The sequence below is a fragment of the Sphaerisporangium sp. NPDC049457 genome (assembly GCF_055586705.1).
Genome location: NZ_JBVJHR010000006.1, coordinates 240,136 through 261,314 on the forward strand (window position 1 = coordinate 240,136; position 21,179 = coordinate 261,314).

The following is a 21,179-nucleotide window of genomic DNA, read 5'->3' on the forward strand; positions in this document are numbered from 1 at the left end:
GCACGTCCCCCGAACCCTCCGGCCAACGAACCTGTCTTGTCTTGCGTTCACATCCCGGCTTCGATGCCCGGTCGAATCAGCGGCGGTCGGCCCAGATCACACCGCCGCGGTTGGACGGTGCCGCGCCGACCGCCCAGACGGAACCGTTCTCCGGCTGGAAGGCGATATCACGGACGGACGCTTTCGCGTGCGGCGGAGCCGGAAAGGCACCCGGCTCGACACTGTCGGCGGTGATGTGCAGATATTCGCTGCCTCCGCCTTCGGCGTCGTAGACGACCCAGGCCCCGCCTCTGCCGTCGGGCTCCGCCTGGGCGCGCGGCTGGATGCCCGGTTCGCTACGAACCTCGAAGGTCAGGCTGCCCAGATACCCGGACACCAGCAAGGTCTCACCGCAGTAGGTGTGCTTCGCACCGCCGCACGGCCAGGCGACCCAGCCGACGGCCATCACCCTGGCGGTCTCACCGTCGACCGCGACGTCCGTCAGCTCAGAGATCTGGCCCGGGTGCGCGGAGGGAACCGCTGGTAGCGCGACCGTGCGCCAGGCCGTGCCGGTCCAGCGGGCCATGGCGGCCCTGCCCCGCACCGAGCCGGCCGCCCACTTGCCGTCGAGTCCTTTGACCACGATCGGCGTGGGGACCTTGCGCCACGCCGACCCGACCAGGCGCCGCAGCGTGGACCGCGCCTTCCATCCGGCCTTGCCGGCCGACGGGAACACATTGGAGTTCTCGATGACCCACAGGTTCTCGCCGATGGCGTACGCCCGGTCCACCCGGCCGTGGCTCCACCGCTTGACCTGCCAGCGCCTGCCGTCCCACCGGGCGTATCGCGACGTGCCGAACGCCCACACCCTGGTGTCGGACGCCGACGCCAGCCGCTTCACCCGGAAGCCCGGCCCGGTGACACGCTTGAAGGTGGACCCGCCGCCCTTCAGCAGAAGGGATTCGGCTCCGGTCGATCCGGGACGCGTGCGCCTCGTCCCGGCGACCCAGACCGCTCCGCCCGGCGTCACCGTCACCGCGTCGTAGGAGTCGCGGCGGTCGTCGTGGACGACACTCCACTGACCGGCCGGCGCCTCGGCCTCGGCGGCGACCGGCCCCGCGGTGACGAAGAACGCGACGGCCACAGCGGTACCGCGAAGCAATATTCCCATATCAGTGAGACGCACCTTTCGGCGGAAAAGTTGGCATGCCGTCAACCGGGGTGGTGATGCGGTGATGTCCAGCCAATCCGCATGGTCGCCCCGTCCGCGAGTCCCACCAGGTACGCGGGGTGCGACGGTTCACCGCCGTACGGCGGCGCCGGATTCGCCGTACAACGCCCCACCGCTTCGGCGCCGGTCAGTGGTCCCTCAAGCACCGAGTCCGCGCGATCAAGCGACCCGGTAGCTCCCATCAGGTGGAGGGGGCTACGTCGGGGGCTCGTTCCAGGTCGCCGGTTTCGTGGGCGCGGAGGGCTCGGCGTCCGAAGTACACCACGTAGGCGAGGAAGGCCGCCTCCGCCAGCACGCCGATGCCGACGCGCGCCCAGGTGGGCAGCGGCGACGGCGTGACCATGGCCTCGATCAGGCCGGATACCAGCAGCACCACGACCAGGCCGAGGGCGACGCTCACCACGGCGCGTCCCTGTTCGGCCAGCGCCTCGGCGCGCTTCCTCGGCCCTGGGTCGATGGCCGTCCAGCCGAGGCGCATGCCGACGGCGGCGGCGAGGAACACGGCGGTCAACTCCAGCAGGCCGTGCGGGGTGATCAGGCCGAAGAAGATGTCCAGCCGGTCGCGCGAGGCCATCAGGCCGGCGGAGATGCCGACGTTCGCGGCGTTCTGCCAGAGGATGTAGGGAATCGGCAGCCCGAGAAGGACGGACATCGCGATGACCTGCATTGACACCCAGGCGTTGTTGATCCACACCTGCCCGGCGAAGGCCCCCGCCGGGTGCTCGGAGTAGTAGTCGGCGAAGTCGTGCTCCACGAGCTGCTTGATCTGCTCGGGCCCGGCGATCGCCGCCTGCACGTCGGGGTTGCGCGCGACCCAGACGCCGAGCACCACCGACACCGCCAGGAACACGGCGGTCGTGCCCGCCCACCACCAGCGGGCGCGGTAGGCCACCACGGGGAAGGAGACGGTGAAGAAGCGGGCGAACTCCCGCCAGGCGGGCGTGTGCGCGCCCGTCACGGCCGAGCGCGCCCGTGCCACCAGCGCCGACAACCGGCCCACGAGCAGCTGGTCGGAGCCGGACCTGACGATGGACAGGTGGGTCGCCACCCGCTGGTAGAGGTCCACCAGCTCGTCGACCTCCGGGCCGGTCAGCGACCCGCGGTGCCGCACCAGGGTCTCGAGCCGATCCCACGTCGGCTTGTGCACGGAGACGAACGCGTCGATGTCCACGCACGAAAGCCTATTGGCCCGGTGGATAAGGTGGAGGCGTGGCAGATGTGGTGACCGGTGAGGCCGTCGTCGTCGAGGTGCGGGTGGCCCAGCTGCCGAGCCGCGCCGTGGCCCTGGCCATCGACATGCTGCTGCAGTTCGCGGCCATCATCGGGCTGTCCGTCCTGCTCGGCATGCTCACGGTCGTCACCGAGGAGGCCTTCGCCGTCGCGCTGACGATCCTGCTGGGCGCCCTGGTGCTGGTCGGCTACCCGGTGATCTTCGAGACGCTCAGCCGTGGCCGCAGCCTCGGCAAGCTGGCGCTCGGGCTGCGGGTCGTCAGCGACGACGGCGGGCCTGAGCGGTTCCGGCAGGCGATGTTCCGCGGGCTGGCCGGGCTGATCGAGTTCTGGCTGCTCTTCGGGGCGAGCGCGCTCATCAGCTCGTTGATCAGTGAGCGCGGCAAGCGGCTCGGCGACGTCTTCGCGGGCACCATCGTGATCTCCGAGCGGGCTCCGCGCCAGGCGCCGCCGCCGGAGATGCCGCCGCCGCTGGCCGCGTGGGCCACGACGCTGGAGCTGTCCCGGCTGCCTGAGGGACTCGCCGCCACCGCCCGGCAATATCTGTCGCGCTGGCACCAGCTCTCCCCCGCCGTCCGCCACGAGATGGGGGTGCGCATCGCCGGGCAGTTCGCGTCGTTCGTCTCGCCGCCGCCCCCGCCCACCGCGCCGCCCTACGCCTATCTCGCCGCCGTGCTGGCCGAGCGCCGCCGCCGCACGCAGGAGCGGCTGATCCACCAGGCGCGGCAGGCGCGGTCGATGTCGTCGGCGTCCCCCTTCGCCGGAGTGCCAGGCTCGCCGTCCGCTCCGTCCGCCTTCCCCGCGCCGCCGTCCGCCGCCTTCCCCGCGCCGCCGCCCGCCGCGGTCCCGGGGCCGCCGCACACCGTGGTCCCCGCACATTCTTCCGTGCCGTTCAGTGCGGCCGCTCCCCCTGTCCCACCTGGACGGTCACAACCCACGGCAGGTGGTTTCCTCCCGCCCGTCTAGATTTCGCGCCGGCTGACGCATACAGGCCCCAAGAAGGGGCAATGGGACGTTCAGCGGGCCACTGGGGCATTGGCTCGCTACGTGGGAACGGGTATGGCCGGCGCGCGAGGGAGAGGACGCGCCGGCCATACCCATGAACGGCCCCTTGTTCCCGACGCGCCCCCGGCGATGGCGGCTTCGGCTCAGGTGAGTCTGACGCGGGCGTCCAGGAAGGCGTAGGCCACGTCGACCAGGAGGTTGGCGACGACGACGGCCGCCGCCGTGATCAGCACCACGCCCATGATCACCGGCAGGTCGCCGCTCACGAACGCCTGGACGACCGCCTGGCCGACGCCGCCGAGCCCGAAGACCGACTCGGTGACGACCACTCCGCCGATGAGCGTGCCGACGTCCACGCCGAGCTGGGACACCACAGGCGTCAGCGCCGAGCGCAGGCCGTGCCGGACGATGACCCGCCGCTCGGGCACGCCCTTGGCGCGCGCCGTCCTGATGTAGTCCTCGCCGAGCACGTCGAGCATGGAGCCCCGCGTGAGCCGCAGGTACGTCGCCGCCTGGACGGTGGCGAGCGTCACCCAGGGCAGGATGAGATGCCGCGCCCACTCGGCCGGGTTCTGGGAGAAGTCCACGTAGGAGTCCGGCGGGAAGATCGGCAGCCCGGCCTTGGTGAGCTGGAAGAACAGCAGGTACAGCAGCAGCAGCCCGATCACGAACGTCGGCATCGAGACCCCGGCCAGCGCCAGGAACGTCATGCCGCGGTCCAGCGGCGAGCGGGCGCGGGTGGCGCTGAGCACGCCCGCGCTGACGCCGACCAGGAACCACAGCACCGCGCCGCCGATCACCAGGGACAGCGTCGGCGGAAGGTCGGCGGCGACGAGCCTGCCCACCGACTCGCCGTTGAAGTACGACTTGCCGAGGTCGCCGTGCAGCAGGCGGCCCATGTACTGGCCGTACTGCACGAGGACGGGCTGGTCCAGGCCGAGGTCGCGCCGGATGAGGTCGACCTGTTCCGCGGTGGCCTGCCGTCCGGCGAGCGTGCGCGCCGGGTCGCCGGGGGCCACGAAGAACATGAAGAACGTCCCGAGCGTGACCAGCCACAGGACGACCACGCCGAGCAGCACGCGGCGGATGATGAAGCGGCGGAACATCGGTCACCCCTCCGTGGAGTTCTCGTCCGTACGCCCGCCGGACGCACGCCCGGCGGAGGCACGTCCCCCGGAGGCAGGTCCGTCAGAGGCACGTCCGCCGGACGTGCGCCCGCTGGAGGCGCGTCTGCCGCGGGCGCGTCCGCGCAGGACGCCTCTGCGGCGGCTGAACAGGCGTTCCGTGCGCGGGTCGATGGCGTCGCGCACGCCGTCGCCGAGCAGGTTGAACGCCAGCGTGGCCAGCAGCAGGGTCCCCGCGGGGAAGGTGAGGTACCACCACGCCACCCGGTAGAAGCCCTGCGCCTCGCTGAGCAGGTTCCCCCAGGACGGCGTGGGCGGGACGATGCCGAGCCCGAGGTAGGACAGCGTGGACTCGAACACGATGGCCGCCGGCACCAGCAGCGTGACCAGCACGATGACCGGGGCGAGCAGGTTCGGCAGGATGTCGACGAACATGATGCGCGCGTCGCTCGCGCCGAGCGACTTGGCCGCCTCGACGTACTCCCGCTCCTTGAGCGACAGCGTCTGCCCGCGCACGATCCTGGCGATCGCGGCCCAGGAGTAGAAGGCGATCACCCCGATCGTGGCGGTCAGCGACGGCCCGGCGATGGAGACGACCGCGATCGCGAAGATCAGGTAGGGGAAGGAGAGCACGACGTCCATCAGGCGCGACAGCAGCGTGTCGACGACGCCGCCGTAGAAGCCGGCGAGCAGCCCGATCGCGACGCCGAGCACCGCCGCGATCCCGGTGGACAGCACGCCGACGACCAGCGACACCCGCGCCCCGTACAGCACGCGGATGAACAGGTCGCGGCCGAGGCGGTCGGTGCCGAACCAGAAAGTGCCGTCGGGCGGCACCGGCAGACCCTGGTCGGTGATGCCGACGTCGCGGAACTGGTCGTCGGGGCCGTGGCCGCTCCACTGGGCGATCAGCGGCGCGGCAACGGCCAGCACGAGCATGAGCAGCACGACCACCGCCGCGCTCAGGGCCACCTTGTCGGTCCGGACGCGGGCCCAGGCCAGTGCCCAGGGGCTGCGCCCGGCGATGGTCCCGCCCGGCACGGCCTCGGCGCGTATCTCGGTGAGGGTCACCTCGTCCCCCTCCCATCGGACGGCTCCGCCCGCCGGCTCGTGTGGGTGCGGGTCAACTTGTCCTCCTCTCGCCGTTGGCCAGGTCGCCGCCGATCGGGAAGTGGCAGGCCGTCAGGTGCGCGGCGCCCTCCAGGAGAGGCTCGCGGGCCGCGCAGACGTCCCCGGCGCGCGGGCACCGGGGGTGGAACCGGCAGCCGGGCGGCGGGTCGATCGGCGAGGGCACGTCGCCGGTGAGGATGACCCGGCCGCGCCGGTCGGCGGCGTCGGGGTCGGCGACGGCCGTGGCGGACAGCAGCGCGTCGGCGTACGGATGGCGGGGGTGTGCGTACAGTTCGTCGGCTTCGGCGAGCTCCACGACCCGGCCGAGGTACATCACGGCGATGCGGTCGCTGACGTGCCGGACCACCGACAGGTCGTGCGCGATGAACAGGTACGTCAGCCCGAAGTCGTCCTGCAGGTCCTTGAGCAGGTTGAGGATCTGGGCCTGGATCGACACGTCGAGCGCCGACACCGGCTCGTCGCAGATGATCAGCCGGGGTCTCAGCGCCAGGGCGCGGGCGACGCCGATGCGCTGGCGCTGGCCGCCGGAGAACTCGGCCGGGAAGCGGTTGTAGTGCTCGGGGTTCAGCCCGACCCGCTCCATCAGCTCGCCGACCGCGCGCCGCCGCTCCTTGGGGGTGCCGACGCCGTGGACGACCAGCGGGTCGGCGATGATCGAGCCGACCCGCCTGCGCGGGTTGAGCGAGCCGTAGGGGTCCTGGAACATCACCTGGATGTCCCGGCGGTACGGCCGCATCGCCCCGCGCGACAGGTTGGTGATGTCCCGGCCGTCGAAGACGACCTTGCCGGAGGTGACCGGGTACAGCCCGGCGATGCAGCGGGCCAGGGTGGACTTGCCGCATCCGGTCTCGCCCACCAGGCCGAGCGTCTCGCCGGGGGCGAGGGTGAGGCTGACCCCGTCGACGGCGTGCACCTGCCCGACCCTGCGGCGCAGCACGGCTCCCTCGTGGATGGGGAAGTGCTTGACCAGGTCGTCGACTTCGAGGAGGTTCATGCCACGTCTCCGCTCGCCTGCTCCTCCGCCCGCGATGCGCGCAGCCGCGCCGCCTCGGCCTCCTCGCCCAGGCCGACGGCCTCGTGCGGCAGCCAGCAGGCCGAGGCGTGGTCGCCGTCGCCGGTGACCCGCGCGAGCGGCGGGAGTTCCTCGGCGCACACGGGCATGGTGTAGCGGCAGCGCGGGTGGAAGGCGCACCCCGGCGGCACGGCGATCATGCTCGGGGGCTGCCCGGGGATCGGCCGCAGCCGGCCCTTGCGCGTCCCCGTGCTGCCGGGAAGCGACTCCAGCAGGCCCTTGGTGTAGGGGTGATGCGGCCGGTAGTACATCGTCCGCCGACCGGCGCGCTCCACGGGGAGCCCGGCGTACATGACCATGACCTCGTCGGCGACGCCCGCGACGACGCCCAGGTCGTGGGTGATCAGCAGCAGCGCGATGTCGAACTCGCGTTGCAGTCGCGTGATCAGGTCGAGGATCTGCGCCTGGACGGTCGCGTCGAGCGCGGTGGTGGGCTCGTCCGCGACCACCAGCCTGGGGTTGAGCGCCAGCGCCATCGCGATCATGGCGCGCTGCCGCATGCCGCCGGAGAACTGGTGCGGGTAGTCGTCCACCCGGCGGTCCGGGCGCGGGATGCCGACCAGCCCCAGCAGTTCCACCGCGCGCCGCCGCGCCTCGGCGCGGCCGACGCCCGCGTCGTGGACGTGGATCAGCTCCGCGATCTGCCAGCCGACCTTGTACAGCGGGTGCAGGCTGGTCAGCGGATCCTGAAATATCACGCTGATGGCCGATCCGCGGATCCGCCGCAGCCGCTCCTCGTCCATCGTGAGCAGGTCCATGCCCTCGAACAGGGCGCTGCCGGAGATGTCGGCCTCGGGGAGCAGGCCGAGGATGGCCTGCGTGCTCACCGTCTTGCCGCTCCCCGACTCCCCGACGATCGCCAGCGTCCGCCCCTGCTCGACGCTGAACGACAGCCCGCGGACGGCCTGCACGAGGCCGTCCGCGGTCGGGAAGCCGACCCTCAGGTCGGTGACTTCCAGAAGGCTCATCGACCGGTCCTTCGTCCGTTCTCCCCGATCACAGGCTGGGCGTCCTCCATCACGGGCTCGGCGGGTCGAGCCAGAGGTTGGTGACGTCGTAGAGCTGGAACGCGGGCAGGTAGAGCGCGTTCTTGACGCGCTTGGCGTGGTAGACGGGCGTGTTCTGGTTCTGGAACGGCACGATCACCGCGTCGGCCATCACCTGCCGGTCCACCTGGTGCCACAGCGCCGCCGACCCGGCCGCGTCGGGCTCGGCCAGCGCCCGCTTGATCAACTCGTCGACCTTCGGGTTGCTGTAGCAGCCGTAGTTGGACGTGCCCGCCGTGCAGTTGGTCTGGAACAGCGGCTGCGCCACCGCGCGCCCGTTGTTGCCGTACCAGTCGGGCACCCAGCCGGGCGCCGAGATGTCCCACTTGCTGTCCTTGGCGAGGGACACGTTCTGCAGGAACGCGCCGTAGTAGTCGCCCTGCCGCACCGGCAGGCCCTTGACCGTGATGCCGCACTTCTGCAGGTCGGCGGAGTAGGACTGGAACACCGACGGATGGTTGCCCGCGTTGCGGTACGCCCCGATGAGGGTGAGCCCGTCGGGGTAGCCGGCCTCGGCGAGCATCTGCTTGCACTTGGCGGGGTCGCCCTCGTCGTTCGGCGTCGGGTAGGGGTTGTACTCCTGGTAGCCGATGTTGCCCGGCGGGATGGCGGTGTGCAGCGGCGTGTTGAGCTCCTTGCCGCCGTAGATCTTGCCGACGGCCACCTTGCTGATCGCGTATTCGATGGCCTGGCGCACCTTCAGCTTGCCCATGGCGCCGCCCGCGTTCTTGCTCTGCAGGTTGAACACCAGGTAGGGGTTGGTGATGGCGCCCGGGAAGACCTTGTAGTTCGGATCGCCCGAGGAGGAAAGGCGCGGCAGCTGCGCCGTCGGCACGGGCAGGTCCCACGACAGGTCGGCGGTGCCGGCCTCCAGCTGCTGCTGCACGCTGTCGGGCTCGGTGACGCCCTGCTTGACCTCGATGGCGTCGACGTACTGGTGGCGGATCGGGTCGGACTCCTGCTTCCAGGCCGGGTTGCGCTCCAGCCTGATCTCCTTCGTCGCCACATACTTGGTGATCTTGTAGGGGCCGTCGGAGATGACGTGCCGGCGGAATTCGGCGTCGTCCGGGGCGTACTGGTCGTACTCCTGCGGCGCCGCCGAGGCGAAGTTCAGCGACAGGATGTTGAGGAAGTCGCCGGCCGGCTGGACCAGCGTGAACACCAGCGTCCTGTCGTCCTCGGCCCGCACGCCGGCGATCTCGTGCGAGTTCTGGAAGCCGGCCAGGGCCTTCGGGGTGGGCTTGTCCTTCTCGAACGCCTTGGCGTAGGCGGCGCAGTACTCGGCCATGCCCTTGATCGTGCTGGTGTAGTACCCGGGCGCCCCCGCGCCTGCCACCGGGTTGCACAGCCGCTTGAAGCCGCGCACGAAGTCCCGCGCGGTCACCGGCCGGGGCGGCGTGGTGTCCCACTGGACGCCGTCGCGGAGCTTGACGGTGTAGGTGAGCAGGTCCGCGCTCAGGCCGCCGTTGGCCGTGGTGGGGATCTCGGCGGCGACGTCGGGGACGACCTCCAGCGCCTTCTTCAGGTCCGCCTGGGCGGCCAGCGAGAACAGCTGGCGGGCGTAGGCGCGCAGGATGCCGTTGGTCACGGTGTAGTAGGAGCTGGTGGGGTCGAGGTGGTCGACGTCGCCGCCTCCGACGAGCCGGAGCGTGCCGCCCTGGACGGGATTGCCCGCCGGCTGCGGGGCGCCTGCGGAGCTCCCGGCGCCGCCGGCGCCGCCGGTGCCGCTGTCGGTCGCGCATGCGGCGGCGAGCATGGTCGCCGCGGCGGCGACCGCGATGGTGAGATGGCGCGATCCGGCCGTCCGCCCTCCTCGCGATCCGGCCGTCCGCCCTCCTCGTGATCTGGCCATCTGCCCTCCTCCTGATCTGGCCGTCCGCCCCCTCGTGCCGAGACGGGGGTCCTGGTGGCCGTACGCAGGGCGGGCGCGCGATATCGTGTCGCTCGTCCCTGCGGCGTGCGGATTGGGTGCTCGGGTGACGCGCTTGCTGGAGATCGAGAGCCGCTCTGATTGAAGGAACCCATTTTTGGGGGGCGCTGTCGAGACCGGTTACCCAACCGATGGCGAGGCGCGATCCATAAGTGATGCCGGTTCGGTGCCGAAACATCAGCAAATCGCGACACAATCGTCGAATAGCCGTACACATTCGCCTGACCTGCGGCGATGGTGGCCACCTCCAGCGCGTTAAAAGGCTGCCCCCAGGGACGACATGCCCGAGGTAAACCCGGTTTCCGGACTATTGGTAAGGGCATCCACATACTTGAACATCTGCTTCCTCCTGGGATGAACCCGAATGAGGTACAGCCGATGACACCTGCGACCTCGCACCCGCAACCTCCCTTTCCCGTGCTGACCATGGGCATGGAGGAGGAGTTCCTGCTGATCGACCCGCGCAGCGGACGCCTTCGTCCCGCCGCGGACCAGGTTCTGCGCCGCCTCGGCGGGGCGGCGGCCTGCCAGGTCGTGCCGGAGCTGACCAAGTGCCAGGTCGAGACCAACAGCGCCGTCCACACCGACCTGCGCCGGCTCGCCGCCGACCTGCTGCGGCTGCGCACGCTCGCCGCGGGCGCGGCCCGCGACGCCGGGGCCGCGCTGTCCGCCTGCGGGACGTGCCTGGTCGGCTGCGGCGGCATGCCCGCCCTCAGCTCGTCGCCGCGCTACTGGCGCATGTACGGCCAGTACCGGGCCCTGCTGTACGGGCAGGGGGTGTGCGGCTGCCACGTCCACATCGGCATCGGCGACCGCGAGGAGGCGGTGCAGGTCAGCAACCACGTGCGTCCCTGGCTGCCGCTGCTGCAGGCGCTGACCGCCAACTCCCCCATCACCGACGGCAAGGACACCGGCTACGCGAGCTGGCGCGCGATGCTGTGGGCGCGCTGGCCGAGCGCCGGTCCGCCGCCGTTCTTCGAGTCGGCCGGCCACTACGACGGGCTGCTGCGCCGCCTTCGCGCCAGCGGGGCCATCCTCGACCACGGCATGGTGTACTGGCTGGTCAGGTTGTCGCACCACCTGCCGACCCTGGAGTTCCGCACGGCCGACGCCTGCGCCACGGTGGAGGAGGCCGTCCTGCTGGCCGGGCTGGTCCGCGCGCTGGCGGCGACCGCCCTCGGCGAGGTGCGCAGGGGCGTCCCGGCCCCGCCGGTCGACCACACGCTGCTGTGCGCCGCGTACTGGCGCGCCGCCCGCGACGGCATGGAGGGCGACGTCTACGACGTGCTCACCGGCCGGGTCGTCCCGGCGTGGACGCTCGCGGAACGGCTGCTGGAGCGCGTGCGGCCCGGCCTGGACGCCGGCGGTGACCTTCCGCTGGTGGCGGACGCGCTGAGCCGCATGCGGCGCCACGGCTCGGCCGCGGCCCGCCAGCGGGCCGCCTACCGCCGCCGTGACCGGGTGACGGACGTGGTCGAACTGCTCATCCGGCAGACCTCGGCCGTCCCGGAGCTGCTCGGCGGCCTGGCCCGCTCACCGTGCCCGGTGCTGGCCGGGTCGCGCGTGCGCGTGGGCGGCGCCGTCGCCCGCGCTCATGAGCCGACCCGCCAGGAGCTCAGGTAGTCGGCCTGGACGGCGGTGAGCGTGTCGATCTCGATGCCGGCCGCGCCGAGCTTCAGCCGCGCCACCTCGGTGTCGATCTCCGCGGGGACGTCGTAAACGCCCGGAGCGAGCCGGGAGCGCTCACCGGCCAGCCACGCGACGGCGAGGGCCTGGGCGGAGAAGGACATGTCCATGACCGCCGCGGGATGCCCCTCGGCGGCCGTCAGATTGACCAGACGCCCCTCGGCGAGCAGCAGCAGGCGCCTGCCGTCCGCCAGGACGTACTCGTCGGTGTGGGGCCGCACGCCGAAGTTGACGTCCTGCGCCAGCCCTTCCAGGGCGCGCACGTCGATCTCGACGTCGAAGTGGCCGGCGTTGGCGAGGATGGCGCCGTCCTTCATCTCGGCCAGATGCTCGCCCCGCACGACGTCGCGGTTGCCGGTGACGGTGATGAACAGGTCGCCCGCGCGGGCCGCCTCGGCCATCGGCAGCACCTCATACCCCTGCAAGGCCGCGTCCAGCGCCTTGACCGGGTCGATCTCGGTGACGATCACCCGGGCGCCCTGGCCGCGGGCCCGCTCGGCGACGCCGCGCCCGCAGAAGCCGAACCCGGCGACGACGACCGTGCGCCCCGCGAGCAGGGTGTTGGTGGCCCGCACGATGCCGTCGAGCGTGGACTGCCCGGTGCCGTACCGGTTGTCGAACATCCGCTTGGTGCGGGTGTCGTTGACCGCGACCATCGGGAAGCGCAGCGCCTGCTCGGCCGCCATCTGACGCAGCCGGATGATGCCGGTCGTGGTCTCCTCGCAGCCGCCGGAGACCCCCGGCAGCAACTCGACCCGTTCGGTGTGCAGGGTGTTGACCAGGTCGCATCCGTCGTCGACCACCAGATCGGGGCCGATGTCGAGCGCCTCGTGGATGTGCCGGTAGTAGGTCTCGCGGTCCACTCCGGCCCGCGCGCGCACCTGGACCCCGTACGACCGCAGCGCCGCCGCGACGTCGTTCTGGGTGGACAGCGGGTTGGACGCCGCCAGCGCGATCTCGGCCCCGCCCGCCTTGAGCGCGCCGACGAGCACCGCGGTCTCGGCGGTCACGTGCAGGCAGGCGGCGATCTTCAGGCCGTCCAGCGGGCGCGTCTCGGCGAAACGCGCCCCGATGGCCCGGAGCACGGGCATGGAGCGCAGCGCCCAGTCGATGCGCCGCTCCCCCTCCTCGGCGAGCGGTGCGTCCTCGGCCTCCACGGTTCCCCTGCTCCCTGTGCGAAGGGTCCCCGCGCGAACCCGCGCGGGGACCCTGCCGTGATCGTCGATCAGTAGCGGTAGTGGTCGGGCTTGTACGGGCCCTCGACGTCCACGCCGATGTACTCGGCCTGGGACTTGGTCAGCGTGGTGAGCTTGACGCCCAGCGCGTCGAGGTGGAGCCGCGCGACCTTCTCGTCCAGGTGCTTGGGCAGCACGTAGACGCCGATCGGGTACTGGTCGGTCTTGGTGAACAGCTCGATCTGCGCGATGACCTGGTTGGTGAAGGAGTTGGACATCACGAAGCTCGGGTGGCCGGTGGCGCAGCCGAGGTTCATCAGGCGGCCCTCGGCGAGCACGATGATCTGGTGCCCGTCGGGGAAGGTCCAGGTGTGGACCTGCGGCTTGACCTCGGTCTTCACGATGCCCGGGATCTTCGCCAGGCCGGCCATGTCGATCTCGTTGTCGAAGTGGCCGATGTTGGAGACGATCGCGTTGTGCTTCATCCGGCCCATGTGCTCGGCCGTGATGATGTTGAAGTTGCCGGTCGTGGTCACGAAGATGTCGGCGATGCCGACGACGTCCTCCAGGGTGGTCACCTGGAAGCCGTCCATGGCGGCCTGGAGCGCGCAGATGGGGTCGATCTCGGTGACGATGACGCGGGCGCCCTGGCCGCGCAGCGCGTCGGCGCAGCCCTTGCCCACGTCGCCGTAGCCGCACACCACGGCCACCTTGCCGCCGATGAGCACGTCGGTGGCGCGGTTGAGGCCGTCGATCACGCTGTGGCGGCAGCCGTACTTGTTGTCGAACTTGCTCTTGGTGACCGAGTCGTTGACGTTGATCGCCGGGAACAGCAGCGAACCGGCCTTGAACATCTCGTACAGGCGGTGGACGCCGGTCGTGGTCTCCTCGGTGACGCCCTTGATGCCCGCGGCCACCTTGGTCCAGCGGCGCTCGTCGGTCACCGTGCGCTGGAGGAGGTCGAGGATGATCTTCCACTCCTCGGCGTCGCCCTCGGCGGCGGACGGCACGGCGCCGGCCTTCTCGTACTCGGCGCCCTTGTGCACCAGCAGGGTGGCGTCGCCGCCGTCGTCGAGGATCATGTTGGGGCCGCTGCCGTCAGGCCAGCGCAGCGCCTGGTCGGTGCACCACCAGTACTCCTCCAGCGTCTCGCCCTTCCAGGCGAACACCGGCACGCCCTTGGGGTCGTCGACGGTGCCCTCGGGCCCGACGACGGCCGCGGCGGCGGCGTGGTCCTGGGTGGAGAAGATGTTGCAGCTGACCCAGCGGACGTCGGCGCCGAGCGCGACCAGCGTCTCGATGAGCACCGCGGTCTGGATGGTCATGTGGAGCGAGCCCATGATCTTGGCCCCGGCCAGCGGGCGAGATTCGGCGTACTCGCGGCGGACCGCCATCAGACCCGGCATCTCGTGCTCGGCGAGCTGGATCTCTCTGCGGCCGAAATCGGCCAGCGCAAGGTCGGCGACCTTGAAGTCCATGGTTTCTTCCCCTCAACCCGGTCATTGCGTCTCTGCGAGTTTAAGAGCCTCGCGGACCCCAACGCATCCCCAGTTCTATGAACCTGACATAATCATGTAAGAATTAGCCTCATGCGCATCACTGAGGCGGCGAAACGTCTGGGAATGTCGCCCCGGATGCTCCGCTACCGAGAGGCGCTCGGCCTGCTGCCTCCGACGCGCGACAAGGGCTCGCACCGGCGCTTCGGCCCCGAGGAGCTCGCCGCCGTCACCCAGGCGATGGAGCTGGAGCGGCGCCTGGACGTCTCCCCCGCCGAGCTGGCCTTCGGCCTGCGCGTGCTGAGCGAGCCCGCCGTGGCCCAGGCCGTCCGCGACCTCGGCCTGCGCATCGGCCGCATCCAGGCCCCCCGCCGCGCCCTCGACTTCGAAAAAGAGAAGGCCCTACGCCTCCTACGCCAGAACCGCTGACCCCGTCCAAGGTCCTCACGCGCTGGACGCACGGAGGCGAGGACCTTGGGTGGGGCGAGGACCTTGGAGGGTCAGGCGTGGTCGGCCGGGGCGGGGGTGTCGGACTCTGAGGCGGAGGGGTCGACGGGCGAGCGGGGCGCGTCCTCGCGCCGGTAGAGGTCGGGCTCCAGGTAGATCACCTTGGCCATCGGCTCAGCCTCGCGGATGCGCCGCTCGGCCTCGTCGATGCCCTTGGCGACGTCGGCCGCCGTCTCGTCGTGGTCCACGGCGATCTTGGCGGCGACCAGCAGCTCTTCGGGACCGAGGTGCAGGGTGCGCAGGTGGATGACCCGGCTGACCTCCGGAGCGCTCTCGATCGCGTCGCAGATGCGGTCTTCGATCTCGGGGGCCGCGCTCTCGCCGATGAGCAGCGACTTGGTCTCGACGGCCAGGATCACCGCGATGATCGCGAGCAGCACGCCGATCATGAGCGTGCCGACGCCGTCCCACACGCCGTTGCCCGTGACCACGGCCATGGCCACGCCGAACAGCGCGAACAGCAGGCCGAGCAGCGCGCCGAGATCCTCCAGGAGCACGACGGGCAGCTCGGGCGCCTTGGCGCGGCGGATGAACGTCAGCCACGACTGCGCGCCCTTGTGCGGCCGGGACTCGATGATCGCGGTGCGGAAGGAGAACCCTTCGGCGCCGATCGCGAAGATCAGCACGGCGAACGCCCAGATCGGCGACTCGACGTCATGCGGGTGGGCGATCTTCTCGAAGCCCTCGTACAGCGAGAACACCGCGCCGATCGTGAACAGCACGACCGCGACCACGAACGCGTAGAAGTAGCGCTCGCGGCCGTACCCGAACGGGTGCTTGCGGTTCTCGCGCTTCCTGGCCCGCTTGTTGCCGAGCAGCAACAGCGCCTGGTTGCCGGAGTCGGCGACCGAGTGGACCGACTCGGCGAGCATCGAGGACGACCCCGTGAACAGGAACGCCACGAACTTCGACACCGCGATCGCCAGGTTCGCACCCAGCGCCGCGATGATCGCCTTGGTACCGCCGCCCGCGCTCACCCGCAGTCTCCACCCATCCCGTCAGAACCGTGCTCGAAACACCGCCCGCATAGCGGTCATCGCAGATCTTAGGGGGTAACCCTGGCCTTGAGTTCCGCGACGGTCGCCACCGGGGCCGGATCGACACCGTACCCCAGGGCGAGATAAACAGTCGCGTAGTCCGCCAGGCCGACGAGGGAGGCCAGCCGCTCAAGGGCGTGCGCGCCCTCGGCGGTGACCTCGGTGACCGGGACGCCCCGCTGCTCGGCCATGCGCACCGCGAGCGCGCGCTGCTTGCTCGCCTGCGCGAACTCGTCCTGGTCGCGCAGGACGAACAGCCGCAGGGCCAGGGACGGCCCGTCGCCGAAGATGTCACGCTCGGCGAGCGGGCCCTCGAACGTGGCCACCAGATCGTGAACCGCGCCGGGGATCTCACCGCCGATCGCCGGGTACTTGGCGGTCTTGGCCAGCTGCGACACCAGCCGCTGCGCGACCGTGGCCGTCACCGGCGAGGTGCCCCACACCATGGGGATCGTGCCGGCGATCTCCATCGCCAGGATCTTGCCCGGGTTGATGAACGAGTCGCTGGAGGGCCGGCAGCGGTGCGCGATGTCCTCAAGGCGCGCCGCCGCGGCCTCGACGGCCTCGGGACCGACCTCGACCAGGCCGAGCTCCGCGGCCACGGCCACCAGCGGCAGGGTCAGCGCCCACAGGCTCGCCCGGGACGAGGGGAAGCTGCCCGCCACCCGGACGACCGGAACGTGCAGCCCGGACGCCTGCTCGGCGATCGCCTGGAGCGGCGAGCGCGGAGGGCACACCGCCAGCAGGCGGCACCCGCGGCGCACGGCCTCCAGCGCCAGAGTGCGGGTCTCGTCGGTGGTGCCGGACGACGACACCGCGATGACCAGGTCGGCGGCGCCGACCCAGCCCGGCAGCCGGTAGGAGCGGACGGTCACGATGGGAAGCGGCACCCCGCCCCCGCACACGGCCGCGAGCATGTCGCCCGCCAGGGCGGAGGTGCCCATGCCCACGACCACGATCGCCCGGGGCCGGTCGCCGCGCGACAGCTCGGACACCCCCGCCTCCAGCGCCGTGCGGTGCGAGGTGCGCACCTGCGCGCCGGAGGAGGCGACCGCCGGCAGCATGCCCGACGGGTCGCCCTCCGTCAGCGACGCCGCGTCGTCCAGCCGCTCGGGCTCGAAGGAGGTCACGCCTTGCGTGCCTCGTCGACCAGCAGCACCGGGATGTCGTCGCGGACGGGGTAGACCAGCCCGCAGGTCTCGGAGCTGCACGCCAGCTCGTCGGTGTCGGGGACGGCGTTGAGCGGCGACTTGCACGCCGGGCACGCCAGGATGTCGAGCAGCCAGTCGTCGATCTTCACGATGCACTCCTCACGACGGCGAGGACCTCGTCACGGACCACCGCCATCTGGTTTTCGTCGGCCGCCTCCGCGTTCAACCGGAGGAGCGGCTCTGTGTTGGACGGACGAAGATTGAACCACCAGTCGGGCCCGGACACGGTCAGGCCGTCGAGCTCGTCGACCGAGGCGCCCTGGCGGCCGGCGAAGGCCGCGCGCACCCGGGCCGTCGCCGCCTCCTGGTCGGCCACGGTGCTGTTGATCTCGCCGGAGGCGGCGTAGCGCGAGAAGCGCTCGAGCAGCTCCGAGAGCGGACGCCGCTGCTCGCCCAGCGCGGCCAGCACGTGTAGCGCGGCCAGCATGCCGGAGTCGGCGTACCAGAAGTCGCGGAAGTAATAGTGGGCGGAGTGCTCGCCGCCGAACACCGCGCCCGTGCGGGCCATCTCGGCCTTGATGTAGGAGTGGCCGACGCGGGTGCGCACCGGGACGCCGCCGTGCTCGGCGATGATCTCGGGCACCGCCCGGGAGGTGATCAGGTTGTGGATCACCGTCGCGCCCGGATGCCGGGCCAGCTCGCGCACCGCGACCAGCGCGGTGATCGCCGAGGGCGACACCGACTCGCCGCGCTCGTCGACGACCCAGCACCGGTCGGCGTCGCCGTCGAAGGCGAGGCCCAGGTCGGCCCCCTTGTCCAGGACGGCCTTCTGCAGGTCGCGCAGGTTGTCGGGCTCCAGCGGGTTGGCCTCGTGGTTGGGGAAGGTGCCGTCGAGCTCGAAGTACAGCGGCGTCAGCTCCACGGGCAGGCCTTCGAGCACCGCGGGGACGGTGTGCCCGCCCATGCCGTTGCCTGCGTCCACGACCACCTTGAGCGGCCGGATGCCCGACAGGTCGACCAGACCGCGCAGATGGGCGGCGTACCCGTCGAGCAGATCGCGCTGGGTGACCTTCCCCGCCGCGCCTTCGGGCGCCCCTGCTCCGCCTCCGGAGGCCCCCGTCGCGCCACCGGCGGCGGTCCCCTGAGCGCCGGCCCGGCCCCGCGCGGCGGCGAGGATCTCGGCGGCGCGGTCGCGGACGTCGATGAGGCCGGTCTCGGCGCCCACGGGGACGGCGCCCGCGCGGCAGAGCTTCATGCCGTTGTAGCCGGCCGGGTTGTGGCTGGCGGTGAACATCGCGCCCGGCAGGCCGAGGCTGCCGCTGGCGTAGTAGAGCAGGTCGGTCGAGCCGAGCCCCGCGTCGACCACGTCGGCGCCCCGGCCGGTCACGCCGCGGGCGAAGGCCGCCGACAGCGGGACGGAGGAGGGGCGCATGTCATGGGCGACCACCACGGCCGCGGCTCCGACCACCTCGGCGAAGGCGGCGCCCACGGCCTCGGCCGTGGCCTCGTCGAGCTCACCCGGCACGACGCCGCGGATGTCGTACGCCTTGAAGATCTTGGCGAGGTCGCCCACTGCCGCTCCGCATTCAGTCACGTCTTTTCGGTCGAGCCTACTGTGTCCCATGGCGCTGTTCGACGAACCCGCGGTGAGCGAACGCGGCCCGGGGGAGCGACCGCGGCGGCGTGGAGCGGTGGACGCCGCCGGGATGCCTCAGCGCTCCAGGTTCTGCTGCTGGGCCGAGCGCAGGACCCGCAGGTGGCCGCGGCGGCCCACCTCGACCCCCTGCCCCACCGGCTCGCCGGACGACGGCGTGGGCCTCGCGGCCTCGCGCACGGCGTTGGCCAGGGCCTCCAGGTCGTCGGTGGTGGGCTGCCCGGCCTCCGAAGGCAGCCGGACGACCTCCCACCCGCGGGGGGCTGTCAGCCGCTCCGCGTGGTCCGCGCACAGGTCGTAGCAGTGTGGTTCGACGTACGTCGCCAACGGGCCGAGCACGGCGGTCGAGTCGGCGTAGACGTACGTGAGTGTGAAGACGGCAGGCTGCCTGCAGGCGGTACGGGAACAGCTGCGGACGGGGCTCACGGAGGGACCGTATCCGGTCCGCGTTCACATTGCCACCACCTGGCAGCTCTTAACGAGCGTGTCGCCACATTTCGGACACTTACCCGCCATTTACGGGCCGTATATCGCCACCTGGTATGGCTTTGACGGACGACCCTTCTCAGGGGCCCGGACGCGGGCCGCCGTCCGGACGTCCGGGGAGTGGGCACGGGATCCGGGAGGCACGATCTAGGCTTGGCTATGTGAGTCCGGCCCCAGGCGGCACGCCCCGCCCCAACCGCCCGCGGCGGCGCGATCGGCACGGCCGCGGCATGCGAGGTCCGCTCGCCCCGTCGCATGTGCCCATCGCGCGCTCCCGGAGCGAGCGCTTCGACGATTTCGTGCTTGACGCCGTCGACCGGCTCAAGCCGAAATGGGGCGGCCAGCTCTCGGCGGTGGAGTTCGCGGTCGAGGACGTGCCCCCCGCCGACGAACTGGTCGACGGGCCGGGCAGGCTCTCCTCCGACCCCATTCCCTTCGGCCGCGCGCAGCCCGCCGCGGGCGCCTCGCCGGCGGTCGTGGTGGTCTACCGCCGCCCGCTGGAGGCCCGTGCCCGCGACCGCGACACGCTCGGCGCCCTCGTGCACGACGTCGTCGTCGAACAGGTCGCCAACCTTCTCGGCCTGTCCCCGGAGACCGTCGACCCCGGCTACGACGACCGCCACTGACCACCGCCCCCGCCCCCGAACACTCCCCGTCCCGCCGCCCAGCGACCAGGTATCCCCTGCCCGGCCCCACCGGCGAACGTGCGCGGACGGCGCGTTAACCGCCGCCGGCGGCCGGTGGCGGGCCGACGGGCAGGACGACGTCGGACGTCTCCTTGACCGGGGGCACGACGGCCCAGGTGCGGGCCAGGGCGAGCGGCTGCGCGGTGAGCAGCAGGCCGTCGGTGGTCTTCTCGTCCAGCACCCGCCCCCCGTAAACCGGGCCCGAACCCGGCAGAGGCGTCACGACGACGCTGAAGTCGCCCCCGCCCGGCGGGGCGAGCTTGATCTCCTTGGTGCGCGCGGAGGGGATCTCGACGTCCACCGGCGCGGGCGCGGCGCCCCGGCGGGGCAGCGTCTGCACGCGCACCTTCGCCCCGGACAGCGGCGCCGACAGGATCAGCCGGGACGACACGCCCTTGCCGCCGCGGTTGTCGGCCACCACGCTGCCGAACTCGATGGCGGGGGCGCCGGAGGTGAACGCCACGTCGGGTTTGGACCCGGTGCCGGTGGCCATCACCCCGGCCACGATCGGCACGTCCGAGGTGAGCACGATGGCCGCCGCCTGGCCGCCGATGCCGGTGGACAGGTCGAGCGAGGCGGTCGAACCGGCCGGCACGTCCAGCGACTCGCGGTTCTTCATCGCGTAGAACCCGTCGGCGGTGAGCGCCTTGACGCGGACGGTGGTGTCGGCCTCCCCCGGCGCGGTGACGAACAGCTCGCGCAGCCCGCCGCCGCCCGGGATGCCCGGGACGACGACGGTCCTGGCCGGGCCGGTGGAGGCTGGCAGCCAGTCGGCGCCCTTCCCCTTGCCGAGGACCGCCCGCGCCGACGCCGCCACCCGTCCGCTGATGGTGCGCACCTCCACGGCCATGACCAGCGGCGAGGGGGCGAGGTCGCGCAGCCGCACGGCCCGGTGCTCGCCGGGTTTGAGCACCAGGCTGCTGCCGCGGTCGCTGACCACGGGCCCCTCGCCGGCGTAGATCATGACTTCCACGATGGTCTCGGCGGCGTCGGCGTTGGCCAGGTAGAGCACCACGTCCGCGGCGGCCGGGCCGGGGCCGACGAACCACGCCCCCGCGCCGGGCTCGGCGCACCGCACCCCGGCCAGGCCGCGCGCCGTGCCGGTGAGCCGCCGGGTCGTCTGCGCGGCCTCCAGGCCGGCGGCCATCGCGCCGGTGCCGGAGATCTCCAGCGGCGCGGACTTGGCCGGGACCTCGCGCTGCCACAGCACGCCCGGCCGATCGAGCCGCGCGGGGCCGGACGCCTTGCCACCGGACGGCTTGCCGCCGGGCTCGGCCACCTCGGCGACGGCGGCGACGCCGTCGCCCTTGCCGCCCGGCGGAGTGATCGCGCTGACGCGGGCGCCTGCCGGGTCGGGGCACACGGTGGAGATCGACTCCACGGCGACCCTGCCGGGCGCGGCGACGGGGACGGGCGCGACGCCCTGGCGGGTGACGAACGCCACGCCGAACAGCGCCGCGAGGGCTATCAGCACCAGTCCGAGGAAGCCGAAACGGTTCTCGATCAGCGCCCGCACCGGACCGGCACCTCCCAGGGCCGGCCCTCGACCGGCG

The 21,179-nt window shown here is 71.9% G+C and carries 19 protein-coding genes; 4 read left to right on the plus strand and 15 right to left on the minus strand.

All coding sequences use genetic code 11. The features are described from left to right. Nucleotides 1-76: 76 nt before the first annotated feature. Both ACZ6QO_RS11990 and ACZ6QO_RS11995 read right to left on the minus strand, forming a co-directional pair. Complete coding sequence (locus ACZ6QO_RS11990; RefSeq protein ID WP_465850020.1) at nucleotides 77-1,123, minus strand: hypothetical protein; 1,047 nt, start codon at nucleotides 1,121-1,123, stop codon at nucleotides 77-79. A 268-nt stretch (nucleotides 1,124-1,391) separates the two neighbouring features. After that, nucleotides 1,392-2,381, minus strand: coding sequence for a stage II sporulation protein M (locus tag ACZ6QO_RS11995; RefSeq protein ID WP_465850022.1), 990 nt, complete (start codon nucleotides 2,379-2,381; stop codon nucleotides 1,392-1,394). A 38-nt stretch (nucleotides 2,382-2,419) separates the two neighbouring features. Here ACZ6QO_RS11995 and ACZ6QO_RS12000 point away from each other — a divergent pair, with 38 nt between their 5' ends. After that, nucleotides 2,420-3,406, plus strand: a complete 987-nt coding sequence (locus ACZ6QO_RS12000) for an RDD family protein (protein ID WP_465850024.1) — start codon at nucleotides 2,420-2,422, stop codon at nucleotides 3,404-3,406. 182 nt (nucleotides 3,407-3,588) lie between these two features. Here the strand turns inward: ACZ6QO_RS12000 and ACZ6QO_RS12005 are convergent, their stop codons facing one another. From ACZ6QO_RS12005 to ACZ6QO_RS12025, 5 genes are read right to left on the minus strand one after another with little or no spacing between them, the layout of a single operon-like run. After that, nucleotides 3,589-4,551, minus strand: a complete 963-nt coding sequence (locus ACZ6QO_RS12005; protein ID WP_465850025.1) for an ABC transporter permease — start codon at nucleotides 4,549-4,551, stop codon at nucleotides 3,589-3,591. Between the two features lie 3 nt (nucleotides 4,552-4,554). Next, entirely contained in the window at nucleotides 4,555-5,640 is a 1,086-nt protein-coding gene (locus ACZ6QO_RS12010; protein WP_465850027.1) for an ABC transporter permease, read from the minus strand. 52 nt (nucleotides 5,641-5,692) lie between these two features. Beyond that, complete coding sequence (locus tag ACZ6QO_RS12015) at nucleotides 5,693-6,694, minus strand: ABC transporter ATP-binding protein (RefSeq protein WP_465850028.1); 1,002 nt, start codon at nucleotides 6,692-6,694, stop codon at nucleotides 5,693-5,695. Next, nucleotides 6,691-7,740 (minus strand): ABC transporter ATP-binding protein, encoded by a 1,050-nt coding sequence (locus tag ACZ6QO_RS12020; protein ID WP_465850029.1) that lies wholly within the window; start codon nucleotides 7,738-7,740, stop codon nucleotides 6,691-6,693. The genes ACZ6QO_RS12015 and ACZ6QO_RS12020 overlap by 4 nt, the downstream gene beginning before the upstream one ends. A 49-nt stretch (nucleotides 7,741-7,789) precedes the next feature. Next, complete coding sequence (locus ACZ6QO_RS12025) at nucleotides 7,790-9,670, minus strand: ABC transporter substrate-binding protein (protein ID WP_465850031.1); 1,881 nt, start codon at nucleotides 9,668-9,670, stop codon at nucleotides 7,790-7,792. Nucleotides 9,671-10,126: 456 nt separating this feature from the next. Here ACZ6QO_RS12025 and ACZ6QO_RS12030 point away from each other — a divergent pair, with 456 nt between their 5' ends. Then, on the plus strand, nucleotides 10,127-11,371 hold the full coding sequence (locus tag ACZ6QO_RS12030) for a carboxylate-amine ligase (protein WP_465850032.1): 1,245 nt from the start codon (nucleotides 10,127-10,129) through the stop codon (nucleotides 11,369-11,371). Here the strand turns inward: ACZ6QO_RS12030 and ACZ6QO_RS12035 are convergent. Together ACZ6QO_RS12035 and ahcY are read right to left on the minus strand one after the other, a co-directional pair. Then, nucleotides 11,341-12,525, minus strand: coding sequence for an adenosylhomocysteinase (locus ACZ6QO_RS12035; protein WP_465850163.1), 1,185 nt, complete (start codon nucleotides 12,523-12,525; stop codon nucleotides 11,341-11,343). The two genes, ACZ6QO_RS12030 and ACZ6QO_RS12035, sit on opposite strands and share 31 nt — an antisense overlap. 134 nt (nucleotides 12,526-12,659) lie before the next feature. After that, nucleotides 12,660-14,087 carry an adenosylhomocysteinase gene (ahcY, locus tag ACZ6QO_RS12040; protein WP_465850034.1) on the minus strand — a complete coding sequence of 476 codons (1,428 nt, stop codon included), beginning with the start codon at nucleotides 14,085-14,087 and terminating at the stop codon, nucleotides 12,660-12,662. A 111-nt stretch (nucleotides 14,088-14,198) separates the two neighbouring features. On the opposite strand from ahcY, the gene ACZ6QO_RS12045 reads away from it, so the two are divergent. Then, complete coding sequence (locus ACZ6QO_RS12045; protein WP_465850035.1) at nucleotides 14,199-14,534, plus strand: MerR family transcriptional regulator; 336 nt, start codon at nucleotides 14,199-14,201, stop codon at nucleotides 14,532-14,534. Between the two features lie 71 nt (nucleotides 14,535-14,605). Here ACZ6QO_RS12045 and ACZ6QO_RS12050 read toward each other — a convergent pair whose 3' ends face one another. From ACZ6QO_RS12050 to ACZ6QO_RS12070, 5 genes are all read right to left on the minus strand, one after another. Next, nucleotides 14,606-15,589, minus strand: a complete 984-nt coding sequence (locus ACZ6QO_RS12050) for a cation diffusion facilitator family transporter (protein ID WP_465850037.1) — start codon at nucleotides 15,587-15,589, stop codon at nucleotides 14,606-14,608. Between the two features lie 68 nt (nucleotides 15,590-15,657). Continuing rightward, entirely contained in the window at nucleotides 15,658-16,779 is a 1,122-nt protein-coding gene (locus ACZ6QO_RS12055; protein WP_465850038.1) for an SIS domain-containing protein, read from the minus strand. Further along, nucleotides 16,776-16,949, minus strand: a complete 174-nt coding sequence (locus ACZ6QO_RS12060; RefSeq protein ID WP_465850039.1) for a Trm112 family protein — start codon at nucleotides 16,947-16,949, stop codon at nucleotides 16,776-16,778. Before ACZ6QO_RS12060 ends, ACZ6QO_RS12055 begins: the two co-directional genes overlap by 4 nt. Beyond that, entirely contained in the window at nucleotides 16,946-18,373 is a 1,428-nt protein-coding gene (locus ACZ6QO_RS12065; RefSeq protein ID WP_465850041.1) for a phosphomannomutase/phosphoglucomutase, read from the minus strand. The genes ACZ6QO_RS12060 and ACZ6QO_RS12065 overlap by 4 nt, the downstream gene beginning before the upstream one ends. 138 nt (nucleotides 18,374-18,511) lie before the next feature. Continuing rightward, complete coding sequence (locus ACZ6QO_RS12070; protein ID WP_354837025.1) at nucleotides 18,512-18,880, minus strand: DUF3499 domain-containing protein; 369 nt, start codon at nucleotides 18,878-18,880, stop codon at nucleotides 18,512-18,514. Between the two features lie 221 nt (nucleotides 18,881-19,101). Here ACZ6QO_RS12070 and ACZ6QO_RS12075 point away from each other — a divergent pair, with 221 nt between their 5' ends. Next, nucleotides 19,102-19,566, plus strand: coding sequence for a metallopeptidase family protein (locus ACZ6QO_RS12075; protein WP_465850042.1), 465 nt, complete (start codon nucleotides 19,102-19,104; stop codon nucleotides 19,564-19,566). A 94-nt stretch (nucleotides 19,567-19,660) separates the two neighbouring features. On the opposite strand, the gene ACZ6QO_RS12080 is transcribed toward ACZ6QO_RS12075, so the two are convergent. Continuing rightward, nucleotides 19,661-21,142: a DUF5719 family protein gene (locus tag ACZ6QO_RS12080; RefSeq protein WP_465850043.1), complete on the minus strand. Its 1,482-nt coding sequence runs from the start codon at nucleotides 21,140-21,142 to the stop codon at nucleotides 19,661-19,663. Nucleotides 21,143-21,179 lie beyond the last annotated feature (37 nt).